This is a genomic window from Falsiroseomonas algicola, from assembly GCF_011040385.1.
Lineage (GTDB): Bacteria > Pseudomonadota > Alphaproteobacteria > Acetobacterales > Acetobacteraceae > Falsiroseomonas > Falsiroseomonas algicola.
In genome coordinates this window covers 313,288-327,292 of the sequence record NZ_JAAIKB010000001.1, presented here as the reverse complement: position 1 = coordinate 327,292, position 14,005 = coordinate 313,288, and the positions used below count along the sequence as shown (strand labels likewise).

The following is a 14,005-nucleotide window of genomic DNA, read 5'->3' as shown; positions in this document are numbered from 1 at the left end:
ATCAACCGGCGCGGATCGGATCAGGCACGCGGTTGACCATCTCGGCCGTCAGCGTCTTCAGCCAGTTGACGCTGTTCTGCCCGGCCGGCGTGGTCACCATCTCCGGCGGGAAGACCACCATGTTGTCCATCACCGCGAAGGGGAAGCGGTCGTTGTGGACGGTCGTGCCGATCAGCTGCGGCTCCAGCCCCTGGCCATCCTCGCGGATGCGCATGCGGGACGTCGGGCTCTCGAACTCCAGCCCCGGGAAGGCGGCGGCCAGCTGCGCGTCGGACGGCCAGTTGCCGCCATTCGCCGCGATCGCCTTGGCATAGGCCGCGCGCAGCGCGCTGAAGGCCTGCGCCATGTGGTAGGTCGGGTAGATCGGATAGGCGTTGTAGCGGCGCCGGTAGTTCTCCACGAAGCGCTGCAGCGCCTGCGGGTTGGCGGGGCGCGGGTGCTGGTGCCAATGGTCGCCGCGGCTGCCGACGATGTGGCCCGCCGGCAGGCTGCGGCCGACGCGCTCCAGCGAGGATTCCGCCAGCGGCAGCACAAAGGTGGAGCGTTCGAAGAGCCGCCGCTCCGCCGCCTGGCGGATGAAGGTGTCGAGCTCCCCACCCCAGGAGGTGGAAAGGATCACATCCGGCCGCAGCGCCAGCAGCCGCGTGACCTCCGCCGAGAAGTCGGTCGCGCCGAAGCGCGGGAAGAGCTCCGCCACCACGCGCACGCCGGGCTTCAGCGCATCCATCGCGGTCTTCCAGATCTCCCAGCTGTCGCGGCCCCAGGCATAGTCCTGGTTCAGCACGGCGATGGTGCGGAAATCGGGCTTGGTCTTCAGCAGGTAGAGCAGCGGCGCCAGGATCTCCGGCGTCGCATTCGCCTGGGTGCGGAAGGCGTAGCGGTAGTTCCGTTCCTCGAAGATGCGCTGCGTGCCGCAATCCCAGAGCAGCGTCACCTTGCGCAGCTCCTCGCCGAGCGGCGTGCAGGCGAGGCAGGAGCCGGAGGAGATGGAGGCGAGCATCACATCCACGCGTTCGTTCTGCACCAGGCGACGGAACTCGCCGACCAGGTGGTCGATGCCCGGCGCCTCGTCCACGAAGAACAGGCGCACCGGCACGCCGTTGATGCCGCCGGACTGGTTGATCTCCTCGGCCAGCATCTCCGCCGCGTTGCGGCCGGGCACGCCGAAGACGGAGGGCGCGCCGGACAGGAAGGTGGTGACGCCGATCTTGATCTCGGAAGGCCGCTGCGCCGGCGCCTGGGCCGAGAGCGCGGAGGGCAGCAGGACGGAGCCGAAGCCGGCGGCCAGCGCCTGGCGCCGCGTGGGCTGGAAGGATGACGGCATGAACGATCTCCCTTGATGGTGGCCGGCCTTGCTGGCCGGCCTTGGTGGAAAGTCAGGCGACGGACTCCCCCGCCTGGAACTCGGCGCGGATGGCGGCGCCATGGGCATCGACCACGGGCACGGGCCGCAGCGCCACCTGCTCGCCCACGATCTCCATGGCGGGCGCGATCACCTCTACGATGCCCTCCGGCGTGTCGTAGCTGACCTTGCGAAGCTGCGGATGCGCGATCAGCCCATCGACATCGTTGAGCCGCCCGAAGGCGACCTCCGCGCCCTTCAGCCGCGAAGCGGCCTCCGCCAGCGTCATCTGCGCGAAGCAGGCGGCGATGCGGCCATCGAGGTCCGCGCGGTTGCGGACGCGCGCGGGCCCGTCGCGGAACAGCGGGTCCGTCGCCAGCGCGGCATCGCCCATCACCTCCGCGCAGAACCGCGACCATTCGCGCTCATTCTGGATGGAGATCAGCACCTGGCCGTCCCGCACGCGGAAGACGCCATAGGGCGCGATGGAGGGGTGCGCGAGCCCTGGCCGCGGCGGGATCTCGCCCCCATAGCGGCGCTGCAGGAAGGGCACGTTCATCCATTCCGCCATGCCGGAGAAGAGCGAGACCTTGATCGCGCGCCCTTCTCCCGTGCGTTCCCGCGCATAGAGCGCCTGCAGGATCGCCGCATGCGCGTTCATCCCCGCCGCGATGTCGCAGACCGAGACGCCGACCCGCGCGGGCCCGCTGGCATCGCCGGTGACGGAACAGAGCCCGCTTTCCGCCTGCACCAGTAGATCATAGGCCTTGAGGTCGCTGAACGGCCCGGATTCCCCATAGCCGGAAATGTCGCAGGTGATGAGGCGGGGATGCCGCGCCCGGAGCGTAGCACTGTCGAGCCCAAGCCGCCCCAGCGCCCCCGGCGCCAGGTTCTGGATGAACACATCGGCGCGCGCCACAATGCGCGCCAGCAGGTCCCGGTCCCCCGGCGCCTTCAGGTCGAGCGCCAGCGATTCCTTGCCGCGGTTCAGCCAGACGAAATAGGTGCTCTGCCCCTGCACGTGCCGGTCATAGCCGCGCGCGAAATCGCCCTCCCGCCGCTCGATCTTGATGACGCGGGCGCCGGCATCCGCCAGCCGGCAGCTGCACCACGGCGCCGCCACCGCCTGTTCGACCGCCACGACCAGCAGGCCGCTGAGATCCGCCATTGGACTGTTCCTTCCCGAAGCGACGCTGCCACGGGCGGGATGCGCGGCGGAAGGGGCAGAGACGCTAGCCCCCCATAGGCGCAGCCTATAGAACGGGGGCAGGATGGACCTCCGGCAGCTCGAATACCTCCAGGCGATCGCCGAACAGGGCAGCTTCTCCCGCGCCGCCCGCGCGCTCGGCCTCTCCCAGCCCTCCCTCAGCCAGCGGATGCGGGAGCTGGAGGCGGAGCTGGGTGGGGAGCTGTTCCTGCGCGGCAGCTTCGGCGTGCGGCTGACCGACCTCGGCACGCAGGTCGTGGCCCAGGGCAGCGCGGTGCTCCGCCAGGTCGAGCAGATCCGCACTGAGGCACGGTCCCGCACCGGCGATCCGGTCGGCGATGTCGCGATCGGCCTGCCGACCTCCGTCGCGCTGCACCTGACGGTGCCCATCGTGCGGGAGGTGACCCGCCGCTTCCCCGGCATCCGGCTCCGCGTGATCGAGAGCATGAGCGGCTATCTCCAGGAATGGCTCGCCTCCGGCCGGCTCGACCTCGCCCTGCTCTACAAGCTCGATGGCGCGCCGGGTCTCCGCATTACGCCGATCCTGACGGAGGACCTCTACCTCATCGCGGCGCGGGCCGGGCATGAGGAGGATCGCGCCTCCATCCCCATGGCGGAGATCGTCCCGCTGCCGCTGGTGCTGCCGAGCCGCGAGCACGGGCTGCGGCAGAACATCGAGGCCGCGGCCACCCGCGCCGGCATGGCGCTGCAGGTGGGCGTGGAGGTCGAATCCCTCGTGCACATGAAGGAACTCGTGCGGGACGGCGACCGCTTCACCATCCTGCCCTTCGCCGCGGTGCGGGAGGAGGTGCGCGCCGGCCTCCTCATCGCCCGCCGCATCGTGGACCCCGTGGTCCGCCGCCCCGTCGCGCTGGCCGTCTCCGCGGAACGCCCGCTGAGCCAGGGTGCACGGCGCGTCGCCGAAGTCGTCGAGCACGCCGTGCAGCGCGCCCTCAGCGGGCGCGCCGATCCGTGATTCAGCCGAGGTTGGTGACGTTCATCGGCGAGGCGACCCAGTCGAAGCCCTCACCGGCCTTCCGCACATGGCCGAGACCCGGCCAGGGGAAGTGGTAGGACAGCACCGCGTGCCGGTCCGTCGCCAGCCGGTCCAGCATGCGCGACCGCGTCTGCGCGGACTGCTTCGGATCGGTGTCGAAGGAGAATTCCATCATCGGGTGCCGCAGCAGCAGCACCTGGTGATGTGCCAGGTCGCCGGTATTCACCATGGTCCGGCCGCGCGACGTGATGGCGTAGCAGGTGTGCCCCACCGTGTGGCCCGGCGTGAAGATCGCGGTGACGCCGGGCACCACCTCCTGCTCGTTCCTGACCATCACGAAGCGATCGCGATAGGCGTTGAGGTTCTTCTTCGCGCCCTCGATGAAGGCGTTCATGAAGGCCGGGCCGCGCTTGTTGGCATCATCCGTCCAGAAGCGGACGTCCGCCTCGTTGATCGCGACCTGGGCGTTGGGGAAGACGCGCTGGCCGCGCGCATCCACCAGGCCCCAGACATGGTCGCAATGGGCGTGGGTGGCGACGACCATGTCGATCTGCTCGGGCTGGATGCCCGCGGCGCGGAGGTTCGCCAGCATGCGGCCGGTGGTCGGGCCGAACATCTGGGAATCGGCCCCCATGCTCTCGCCCATGCCGGTGTCGAACAGCAGCAGCTGCCGCCCGGTATTCAGCACCAGGATGTTCTGCTCCAGCGTCGCCGCTTCCGGATCAAGGAACTCACCCGCCAGCAGGCCCGTGATCTGGTTGGCGCCCGGTCCCACGAAGCTGTCCTGCGGCTTGCCCAGCGGCAGGCTGCCATCGGAGATGACGGTCGCCTCGAACTCACCCCATTTGAAGCGGTGCCAGGCCGGCGGCAGCTCATTGCGCATCGGCGCGGCAGCCTTGGCCGTGCCCCCTGGCAGCAGCGCCGCGGCCCCCGCCGCCGCCGCCACGCCGAACACGCCACGCCGCGTGAGACCAGTCGTCATCGGAACGCCTCCCATCGAGTCTTCGTTCTTCAACGCGACTCCTGCGCAAGCCGCGGGCGACGCGTTGCGCGAAGCCTAGTTTCACTCGCCGCAGGGTTGCAAGCGCCGATCCCACACGCCAGCGGAGGCGCGCCGGGCAGTTTTGGCGCGGCCGAGGCAACCTTTCCGGTTCATCGCGGTTTCCACGCGGCACCGATCCCGCCTGGAGCGCCCATGCCCGCCCGTACGCTGATCCAGTACTTCCATTGGTACACCCCCGATGGCGGGGTGCTGTGGCGGGAGGTGGCGGAGAAGGCGCCCTGGCTGGCCGAGATCGGCATCACCGATGCCTGGCTGCCGCCCGCCGCCAAGGGGGCCTCCGGCGCCCATTCCGTCGGCTACGACACCTATGACCTCTTCGACCTCGGCGAGTTCGACCAGAAGGGTACCGTCGCCACGAAATACGGCACGAAGGACGAGTTGGTCGCGGCAGCCAAGGCGCTGCGGGCGGCCGGCGTCGGCGTCATCCTCGACGTGGTGTTCAACCACAAGATGGGCGCCGACGAGACCGAGCGCGTGCATGTCCGCCGCGCCAATCCCGACAACCGCGCGGAGATCGAGGAGGAGGCCTTCGAGGCCACCGCCCATACCCGCTTCACCTTCCCTGCCCGCGCCGGGAAGCATTCGCAGTTCATCTGGGATGCCCGCTGCTTCAGCGGCGTGGACCGGATCGAGGATCCGGGCGAGGACGGCGTCTTCAAGCTGGTCAACGAATACGGCGACGGCGAGTGGAATACCGAGGTCGATCTCGAGAACGGCAATTTCGACTACCTCATGGGCGCCAACATCGAGATGCGCAACAACGCGGTCTATGAGGAGCTGAAGTTCTGGGGCCGCTGGGTGGCGGAACAGCTGCCGGTCGATGGCTTCCGCCTCGACGCCGCCAAGCACATCCCCGCCTGGTTCTTCCGCGACTGGGTCGGCCATATGCGGGAGACGGTGAAGCCCGACCTCTTCGTGGTCGCGGAGTTCTGGCAGCCCGACCTGCAGGCCAAGCACACCTATCTTGAACGCGTGGACAAGCAGCTCGCGCTCTTCGACGTGGCGCTGCATCACCGCTTCCACGATGCATCGAAGGCCGGCGGCGATTTCGACCTGCGCACCATCTTCGACGGCACGCTGGTGCAGGACATGCCGGACCACGCGGTGACGCTGGTGGACAACCACGACACGCAGCCGCTCCAGGCCATGGAGGCGCCGGTCGAGACCTGGTTCAAGCCGCTCGCCTATGCGCTGATCCTGCTGCGGGAACAGGGTGTCCCCTGCATCTTCCACCCGGACCTCTTCGGCGCCCGCTACCGCGATGTCGGCGGCGACGGGCAGGAGCATGAGGTGGAACTGCCCGCCATCCAATGCCTGCCGAAGCTGATCGAGGCCCGCAAGCGCTTCGCCCATGGCCCGCAGACGGATGTCTTCGACGACCCCCATGTGCTGGTCGTGATCCGTCACGGCACGGCCGAGGCGCCGGGCTGCGTGATGATCCTGACGAACCGGGAGGAGGCGACGAAGACCGTCGAACTCGGCCCGGAGGCCGCCGGCGCCCGTTTCCACGACTTCCTCGGCCATTGTGGGGAGGAGATCGAGGCCGATGGGGAAGGGCGGCTGACCCTGCGCGTCCCCGGTGGCAGCGTCAGCGTCTGGGTGCGCGCCGGCTGACCGGCGCCTACCCCGCCAGGGCGACCGCGGCCGCCATCTCCATCGGCTTGCCCAGCAGGTAGCCCTGGCCCTTGCAGACGCCGAGATTCTCCAACGCGGCCAGCTCCGACGCCGTCTCGATCCCCTCGGCCACGATCTGCGCGCCGGTTTCCTTGGCGAAGAGGCACAGCGCGGAAGCCAGGGCGCGCTTCGCCATGTCCGTGTCCACGCCGCGCACCAGGCCCATGTCCAGCTTGATGATGTCCGGCCGCAATTCGAGGATGTGCTGGAGGCTGGAATAGCCCGCGCCGGCATCATCGATCGCGAGCCTCACGCCGGCGGCGCGGATCGGCGCCAGCGCATCCCGCAGCGCGGCATAGTCGGCGACGGGCGCGTGCTCCGTCACCTCCAGGATCAGCCGGTCCTGCGGCAGCCCGTCGAACTCGCGCGGCAGGGCGCCGCCCAGGATGCTGGGCGGGGAGGCGTTGACGCTGATGAAGCAGTGCGGCGGCAGTTGCGGCAGCGCGGCCAGCGCCTCCCGCATCACGGCGATCTCAAGCTCCACGCCCACGCCCGCCGCATGCGCCGCGTCGAACCACTTGTCGGGGCTGCGATAGGGCTCGGGCGTGAAGCGGCACAGCGCCTCGAACCCCACCAGCGCGAAGGGGCTGAGGGTGTGGATGGGCTGGTAGCGCGGGCTGAACAGCCTTCCCTCGATCACCTGCCGCAATTCGGCCAAGCGCAGCGCCTGCGCCTCCGCCTCCGCAACCTCCACCGCGATCTCATGCGCCGCGATGTCGGCGAAGACGCGCATGACCTGCAGGTCGCGCGGGTTGAGCGTGGCGTTGGGGAAGGGGCTCAGGCAGCAGAACATGCCATAGGGCGAGCCATCGGGCAGGCGGATGGGGATGCTGGCATGGGACCCGATCGGCACCTGGTGGGTGATCGGCATGGACTGGCAGATCGGCTCCGCCCCGGTATCCGGGATCAGCTCCGGCAGGCGCCCGGCCAGGATGTGCAGGCAGTACACGTCTTCCAGCGGCCGCGAATCGCCGGGCTTGATCAGCGCCTCCAGCCCCGGCGCATCCACTTCCCGGAACACCGACAGGCCATTCTCGAAGCGGGAGACATAGGCCACTTCCATGCCCAGGTGCTGGCGCACCGATTGCAGCGCGCGCTGGATGGTGCTGCGGCCCTGCGTGGCCGTGGCCATCAACCCATCGAACATGCCTGGCGTCCTTCCCGAAGGCGACCGATCGTCCCGGCAGGTGGGACGGATGACGGTCGTTCATCCATGTATCGGAAGGAACATGAACGATCTGTTGCGAGCGGCGCCGCTCAGGCCGTCAGCGCCACCACCGTGGCGCCCAGCGCCTTCGCCGCATCGGCCGGCGCCAGCAGGATCTGCAATCCGCGCCTGCCGCCATTCACCACGATCTCCGGCTGCGCCAGGGCGCTGGCATCGAGGAAGCAGCGCAGCCGCTTCTTCTGGCCGAAGGGGCTGATGCCGCCGACCACATAGCCGGTCGCGCGCTCCGCCTTCGCGGGTGGCGCCATCTCCGCCGATTTCGCACCCGCCGCCGAGGCCAGCGCCTTCAGGCTGAGCCGGGCGTCGGAGGGGATGGCCGCGCAGACCATCTCTCCCCCTTCCAGCAGCGCCACCAGCGTCTTGAAGACGCGGGCAGGCGGCATGCCCAGCGCCTCCGCCGCCTGCAGCCCGATCGCATCCGCATCGGGGTCGTAGGCGTATTCCAGCACGCGGAAGGGAATGCCCGCCGCCGCCGCGGCGCGGGTGGCGGGCGTGACCCTGCTGCTCACGGGCTACTCGACACGGATATTCGCCGCCGTCGCCACCGCCTTCCACCGCGCCAGGTCGGCCTGCAGGAAGCGGTCGGCGGAGGCCGCATCCCCGCTGCCCGGCCGCGCGCCCTCGCTGGCCAGGTAGTTGGCCAGGCGCGGATCGGCCAGCGCCTCATTCGCCGTCGCGTTGATCAGGCTGCGCACCTCCGGGGGCAGGCCGCGCCGTGCCAGCAATCCCCACCAGATGCCGGCCTCGTAGTTGGGCAGGCCGGATTCGCGGGGCGTCGGCGCCGCCGGCCCGTTCGCCGGCCGCTGTTCGGAGGTCCAGCCCAGCACCTTCACCCGACCGCCCTGGATGACACCGGCGGCGGACGGCATGGTCGTGAAGATCAGCTGGATCGTCCCCGCCACCAGGTCGGTCGTCGCCGGGCCCATGCCGCGATAAGGGACGTGGGACATCTGCAGCCCGCCGGCCTCCCGCGCGAAGAGTTCCGTCGCCAGCTGGTTGATGCTGCCGGGGCCGGAGGAGCCGTAGTCCACGCGCCCCGGATTGGCGCGGATATAGGTGACGGCCTGAGCCAGGTTGTTCGCCGGGAAGTTCGGCGCCGCGATCACCACCAGCGGGGCGGTGGCCAGCAGGGCCACCATCTCGAAATCCTGGGCGGCGTCGTAGGGCGTGCGCTGCACGGCGGCGCTGGTCGCGAAGGTGGAGGAGGTGACCATCAGCGTCTGCCCATCCGCCGGCGCCCGCGCGACCTCCGCCGACCCGATGGTGCTGCCGGCCCCCGGCTTGTTGTCGATGACGAAGGGCTGGCCGAGCCGGCGCTGCATGATTTCCGCCAGCGGCCGCGCCACGGCGTCGTTGCTGCCGCCGGGCGGGTAGGGGACGACGACGCGGACGGGCCGCTGCGGCCAGGACGCCACCTGGGCCTGGACGAGAGCGGGCAGGGCAGGGGCGGCGGCAAGCGCCAGCATCGCGCGGCGGCGGATCGTCATGGGTGTTCCCTCCTCGGTATCGGCGCAGTGTCGCGCCGCGGCCCGTATCGGCCAACCCCCGGCTTCCCAGCCTGCGCCGCCGGGTGGATGGTGGCGCCACGCATTCGGGGAAGGAAGCGAAGGCATGAGGATCACGGGATGGCGCGTGCTGGCGATCGGCGCCGCGATGCTGGCGGCGGGCGCCGCCGAGGCGCAGGTGACGGGCCCCATCACGCTGGAGCGATTCGGCTCCTTCCATGTGGGCGGGCGACTCGTGGAGCTGTCGGGCCGCCCGGTGCGGGAATACCTGCCGACGGTCGGCGGCGCGCCGCTGCGCATCGACCCCAACGGCACGCATGTCGTGGGCCAGATGTATGCCCGCTTCATGGTGCCCGCGACGCAGCGCGGCACCGCGCCGATGATGCTCTGGCACGGCGCCTACCTCACGGGCGTGACCTATGAGAACACGCCGGACGGCCGTGAGGGCTGGGAGCACTTCTTCCTCCGCCGCGGCTGGACCACCTATGTGACGGATGCCGTGGAGCGTGGCCGCAGCGGCGCCGCCATGGTGCCGGAGATCTACCCGCCGCCGCTGCATCTGCCGACCGCCAATCCGTGGGAGCGTTTCCGCATCGGCGATGGCGCGGGGTCCCACGCCCGCGGCACCGTGCTGCCGGGCAACCAGTTCCCGACGGACGCCGCCAGCTACATGAACTTCATGCGCCAGGTGGTGGCCCGCTACCTGGAGACGGATGAGGACGTCATCGCCGCCTATATCGCGCTGCTGGAACGCACCGGGCCTTCCGTGGTCATCGCCCACAGCCAGGGCGGCGCCTTCGCCTGGCAGGTGGCGCAGCGGCGGCCGGACCTGTTCCGCGCACTTGTCCTGGTGGAACCCGCCGGCACGGGCGTGATGGCGGAAGCCGCCAAGCTCCGCGCCATCCCGCAGCTTCTCGTCTATGGCGACTATGTGGATGCCGATCCGCGCTGGTCCGTCATCCGCACCAATGCCCGCCGCTTCTCCGCCGCGGTGCGGGAAGCCGGCGGCACGGTGGAGGATGTGGACCTGCCGTCGCGCGGCATCCGCGGCAACAGCCACATGGTGATGATGGACCGCAACGGGGATGAGGTCGCGGGCCTGATCCAGGATTGGCTGGCGGCGCAGGGGCTGCATCGCTGAACGCGCCCGCGCCCTTTCCCTGGGCGCTGATCGCCGCGGCATGCCTCGCCATGTTCGCGGCCTCCGCCAGCGGCACGACGCGCGCGCCCTTCCTGCTGGACATGTCGCGCGACCTGGCGACGAGCCTGACGCTGACGGCCAATGTCATGGCCTTCACCTCGGTGGCCTGGGGCGCCTCCTCCCTCGCGGCGGGGGCGCTGTCGGACCGCTTCGGGCGCCGGCCGTTCCTGGTCCTGGGGCCGGTCGGCCTGGCGCTGGGCACCATGGGCGTGGCGGCATCGGGCAGCTTCCTGGGCGTCGCTGTCTTCGCCACCCTCGCCGGCGCCTCCGCCGGCACGGCGACGGGGGCGCTGATGGCGGAGGTCTCGGCCCGCGTGCCGGACCGGCAGCGCGGCCGGGCACTGGGCTGGGTGATCTCCGGCCAGTCGCTGGCGCTGCTCCTCGGCGTGCCCGCCGCGGCCTGGATCGGTGGCGCCATCGGCTGGCGGGGCGTGAACTGGTGCGTCGCCGCCGTCACGCTGCTGGCGGCGGCTGGCCTCTTCGCCACCACCAGCCGCCCCGCCCCGGCACCGCCGGGCGGGCGCAAGCCGGCGGGTGGCTACCGCGCGGCGATGACGCCGCTGGTGCTGCGGCTGCTGGCGATGGGGGTGGCGGAGCGCAGCTGCTACGGCCTGGCCGTCGTCTTCTTCGCCACCTTCCTGCAGGCGACCTACCAGGCACCGCTGCCGACGCTGGCGCTGCCACTCGCCATCTTCGCGCTCGGCACCATCCTCGGCACCATCGCCGGCGGGCAGCTGGCGGACCGGCTGCCGGACCGGCGCGTGACCTTCGCCGGCGCCATGCTGGCGGCCTCCGCCATCGCGGTGCCGCTCTTCCTCTGGACGGGCGGCATGGCGGGGTCCGTCGCGCTCGGCTTCGCCTTCGTCTTCTGCGCCGCCGTGGCGCGACCAAGCCTGATGGCGGCGCTGGCCAATGTGCCGGATGAGGTGCGCGGCACCGTGCTCGGCCTGAATGTCACCAGCGCCTCCTTCGGCTGGCTCTTCGCGGCCTCGCTCGGCGGGCTGGTCATCGCGACCCTGGGCTTCGCCGGCTTCGCGCCGCTGGCGGCGGGCTTCGGCGTGCTGGGCGCGGTGCTGGCGCTGGCGGGGCGACGCACGTCATGATCAGGGACACGACGGGAGGGAACGCGATGCTCACCATCAGGCCGATGCAGCCCTTCGGGGCGGAGGTGCTGGGCGCGCCGCCGTCGCTCGAACTCAGCGATGCCGATTTCGAAGCGGTGGAGCAGGGCTGGGCGCGGCACTCCATCCTCGTCTTCCGCGACATCGCGCCGACGCCCGCGCAGCAGATCGCCTTCACGCGGCGCCTCGGCCCGCTGCACATCATGCAGCCGCCGCAATACAACCTCGATGGCCACCCCGAGATCTTCGTCGTCGGCAACGCGACGGAGGAGGGCAAGCCGGTCGGCATGCGGGACGCCGGCATGGGCTTCCACAGCGATGGGGAGGACAAGGCCATCCCCAATGCGGGCTCCTTCCTCGTCGCCGTGCAGGTGCCGCCCGAGCGCGGCGACACGCTCTTCGCCGACATGGTCGCGGCCTGGGATGCGCTGGATGACGCGACGAAGGCCCTGCTGCGCGGCCGTCGAGCCCGTTTCAGCCGCGCCGCGCTGCATCACGTGCACTACCCGCATCTGCCGCCGTTGACGGACCAGCAGCTTCGCGATCGCCCCGATGTCTGGCACCCCATCGCCCGCCGCCACCCGACCAGCGGCCGCGTCGCGCTCTACATCGGCCGCTGGGCGGTGGAGATCGAGGGCATGGCGCAGGCGGAAGGCGAGGCACTGATCGCGCGCCTGCTGGCCCATGCGCAGGATCCGGCGCGCATATACCGCCACGCCTGGCGGCCGGGCGATGGCGTGCTGTGGGACAACCGCGTGACGCAGCACTGCGCCACCCCCTTCGACAGCGCCCGCTACACGCGCCGCATGCACCGCACGACGCTGGAAGGGGAGGTGCCGCTGCTGGCCTGAAGCTCAATACAGCCGCGGCTTGTCCAGCAGGTTGCGCATCGCCTCCGGCTTCCCCTCCAGCCACAGGCCGAGATTGTGCAGGAAGATGTCGGTGATCCGTGCGTTCTCGCCCGCCACCGTGCTGGCGGAATGCGGGCTGATCAGCACATTCGGCATGTCCCAGAGCGGGCTTTCCTCGGGCAGCGGCTCCACCTCCGTCACGTCCAGCGCGGCGAAGGCGATGTGGCCGCGGCGCAGTGCCTCGATCATCGCCTGCTCGTCCACCACCTGGCCGCGGGCGATGTTCACCAGCGCGATGCCGGGCTTCATGGCGGCGATGGCGGCGGCGTCGATCATGCGCTCCGTCTCCGGCGTATGCGGCACGGTCAGCACCGCCGCATCGGCGCGGCCCAGCGCCTCATGCAGCGCCGAGTTCGGCAGCACCTCATCGAACAGCGCGCCATGTTCGCGCACCAGGCCGGGATTGCGGGCGATGGCGACGACATGCATGTCGAGCGCCTTGGCGATGCGCGCGCTGCCCCGTGCCAGGTCGCCGGCGCCGAGGATCACCAGCGTCCGCCCCGCAATCTCCTGCCCGCAGATGCGCAGCCAGCGATGCGCGCGCTGCTCCGCACGCAGGTAGTCGAGCTGCCGGAAATGCGCGAGCAGCGCCATGAAGACGAATTCCGCCAGCGGCTGCGCATGCACGCCGCGCGCGGTGGTCACGATGACCGGGCTGTCGATGAGCCCGAGCTTCGCCACCGCCTGGCCGACGCCCGTGCTGGTGGTCTGGATCCAGCGCAGCTTCGGCATCATCGCGAGTTCGGCTGCGGATGGCAGGTCGAAGGCGATGGTCGTGCGCGGCAGCAGCGCCTCCCATCGCGCCTGCTGTTCCGGCGTGCGCGTCAGCGGATGGCCCTTGTGGTCGTTGCGGTAGCGCGTGGTGGCGAGCAGGTCGGGCTCGTAGAGCACCTCCACGCGATCCGGCGCGAAGGCGGCGAGCCGCGCGACATGCTCGGCTTCGAGCGGGGAGGTGATGAGGATGGTCTCGCGTTGCATGATCGCCGGCTCCGTGGTTGCGGCGATCATGCGGAGGGTGGGAGAGGGGGGCAAGGCGCCCCCAAGACAGGCGGCCCGCAGCGCGGGCCGAGGCGCCGAACGGCGCCCGCCGCCTATGCGGCGAGCCAAGGCCGCGGATGCGGCCGTCCGGCGCTTGAGGGCATGATCAGATATCGAAGAACACCGTCTCGTTCTCGCCCTGCAGGTGGATGTCCAGCACGTAGTGCCCCGGCGCTTCCCGCCGCGCGATCAGCGTCTGGCGCCGCGCCGGCTGCTCGATGATGCGCAGCACCGGGTCCTCCGCATTCGCGGCTTCCTCATCGCCGAAATAGAGCCGCGTCGAGAGGCCGATATTGATGCCGCGCGCGACGATCCAGAGCGAGATGTGCGGCGCCATGCGCTTGTGGCCATGGCGGCCCGGCACGCGCCCGGGCTTCACCGTCTCGATGGCCCAGAGCCCGCTCTCGAAATCCGTGCCCGTCCGCGCCCAGCCGCGGAAGCCATCCGCGGTCGGCGTCGCGTGGTAGCGGCCTTCCGCATCCGCCTGCCAGGACTCCACCAGCGCATCGCGCACGGGCGCACCGGTGCCGTCGAAGATGCGGCCCTCGATCCGGATGCGCTCGCCAGGCGTGTCCGCGCCGATCGGCGACTCACCGAGGTTGTTCGAGAAGATGTCGAAGCCGGCCTGCTTCGGAATCAGCCCGATATGCACATAGGGCCCGGCGGTCTGGGACGGGGTTTCGGCGAGATAGCCGAGGGCGTTGGGGGTGAACATCGC

13 protein-coding genes are annotated in these 14,005 nt (G+C 70.6%); 5 read left to right on the top strand and 8 right to left on the bottom strand.

Annotated features, from left to right (window positions below):
• Position 1 precedes the first annotated feature (1 nt).
• Both G3576_RS01570 and G3576_RS01565 read right to left on the bottom strand, forming a co-directional pair.
• A complete protein-coding gene (locus tag G3576_RS01570) occupies positions 2–1,324 on the bottom strand; it encodes an ABC transporter substrate-binding protein (protein ID WP_164692563.1) in 1,323 nt (440 codons plus the stop codon).
• Positions 1,325–1,376: 52 nt separating this feature from the next.
• Positions 1,377–2,510: a CaiB/BaiF CoA transferase family protein gene (locus G3576_RS01565; protein WP_164692562.1), complete on the bottom strand. Its 1,134-nt coding sequence runs from the start codon at positions 2,508–2,510 to the stop codon at positions 1,377–1,379.
• Between the two features lie 103 nt (positions 2,511–2,613).
• Here G3576_RS01565 and G3576_RS01560 point away from each other — a divergent pair, with 103 nt between their 5' ends.
• Complete coding sequence (locus G3576_RS01560) at positions 2,614–3,525, top strand: LysR family transcriptional regulator (RefSeq protein WP_164692561.1); 912 nt, start codon at positions 2,614–2,616, stop codon at positions 3,523–3,525.
• A 1-nt stretch (position 3,526) separates the two neighbouring features.
• Here the strand turns inward: G3576_RS01560 and G3576_RS01555 are convergent, their stop codons facing one another.
• The gene (locus tag G3576_RS01555; protein ID WP_164692560.1) at positions 3,527–4,528 is read right to left on the bottom strand and encodes an MBL fold metallo-hydrolase; all 1,002 of its coding nucleotides are present in this window, start codon (positions 4,526–4,528) and stop codon (positions 3,527–3,529) included.
• Positions 4,529–4,741: 213 nt separating this feature from the next.
• Here G3576_RS01555 and amyA point away from each other — a divergent pair, with 213 nt between their 5' ends.
• The gene (gene amyA / locus G3576_RS01550) at positions 4,742–6,223 is read left to right on the top strand and encodes an alpha-amylase (RefSeq protein WP_164692559.1); all 1,482 of its coding nucleotides are present in this window, start codon (positions 4,742–4,744) and stop codon (positions 6,221–6,223) included.
• A 7-nt stretch (positions 6,224–6,230) separates the two neighbouring features.
• Here amyA and G3576_RS01545 read toward each other — a convergent pair whose 3' ends face one another.
• The 3 genes from G3576_RS01545 to G3576_RS01535 all read right to left on the bottom strand — a co-directional run bounded on the left by G3576_RS01545 (position 6,231) and on the right by G3576_RS01535 (position 8,998).
• Positions 6,231–7,430 carry a sensor domain-containing phosphodiesterase gene (locus G3576_RS01545; protein ID WP_164692558.1) on the bottom strand — a complete coding sequence of 400 codons (1,200 nt, stop codon included), beginning with the start codon at positions 7,428–7,430 and terminating at the stop codon, positions 6,231–6,233.
• Between the two features lie 110 nt (positions 7,431–7,540).
• Positions 7,541–8,020 carry a Cys-tRNA(Pro) deacylase gene (gene ybaK, locus G3576_RS01540; protein WP_164692557.1) on the bottom strand — a complete coding sequence of 160 codons (480 nt, stop codon included), beginning with the start codon at positions 8,018–8,020 and terminating at the stop codon, positions 7,541–7,543.
• Between the two features lie 3 nt (positions 8,021–8,023).
• Positions 8,024–8,998 (bottom strand): tripartite tricarboxylate transporter substrate-binding protein, encoded by a 975-nt coding sequence (locus G3576_RS01535; RefSeq protein ID WP_164692556.1) that lies wholly within the window; start codon positions 8,996–8,998, stop codon positions 8,024–8,026.
• A gap of 124 nt (positions 8,999–9,122) precedes the next feature.
• Between G3576_RS01535 and G3576_RS01530 the strand changes: the two genes are divergently transcribed.
• The 3 genes from G3576_RS01530 to G3576_RS01520 are packed head-to-tail and all read left to right on the top strand — an operon-like array spanning position 9,123 to position 12,189.
• The gene (locus G3576_RS01530) at positions 9,123–10,157 is read left to right on the top strand and encodes an alpha/beta fold hydrolase (protein ID WP_235951346.1); all 1,035 of its coding nucleotides are present in this window, start codon (positions 9,123–9,125) and stop codon (positions 10,155–10,157) included.
• A gap of 50 nt (positions 10,158–10,207) precedes the next feature.
• The gene (locus tag G3576_RS01525) at positions 10,208–11,320 is read left to right on the top strand and encodes an MFS transporter (RefSeq protein WP_164692555.1); all 1,113 of its coding nucleotides are present in this window, start codon (positions 10,208–10,210) and stop codon (positions 11,318–11,320) included.
• A gap of 26 nt (positions 11,321–11,346) precedes the next feature.
• Positions 11,347–12,189 (top strand): TauD/TfdA dioxygenase family protein, encoded by an 843-nt coding sequence (locus G3576_RS01520; RefSeq protein WP_164692554.1) that lies wholly within the window; start codon positions 11,347–11,349, stop codon positions 12,187–12,189.
• A 3-nt stretch (positions 12,190–12,192) separates the two neighbouring features.
• Here G3576_RS01520 and G3576_RS01515 read toward each other — a convergent pair whose 3' ends face one another.
• Positions 12,193–13,227, bottom strand: a complete 1,035-nt coding sequence (locus tag G3576_RS01515; RefSeq protein WP_164692553.1) for a D-2-hydroxyacid dehydrogenase — start codon at positions 13,225–13,227, stop codon at positions 12,193–12,195.
• A 166-nt stretch (positions 13,228–13,393) separates the two neighbouring features.
• A complete protein-coding gene (gene pcaG / locus G3576_RS01510; RefSeq protein WP_164692552.1) occupies positions 13,394–14,002 on the bottom strand; it encodes a protocatechuate 3,4-dioxygenase subunit alpha in 609 nt (202 codons plus the stop codon).
• Positions 14,003–14,005: the final 3 nt, after the last annotated feature.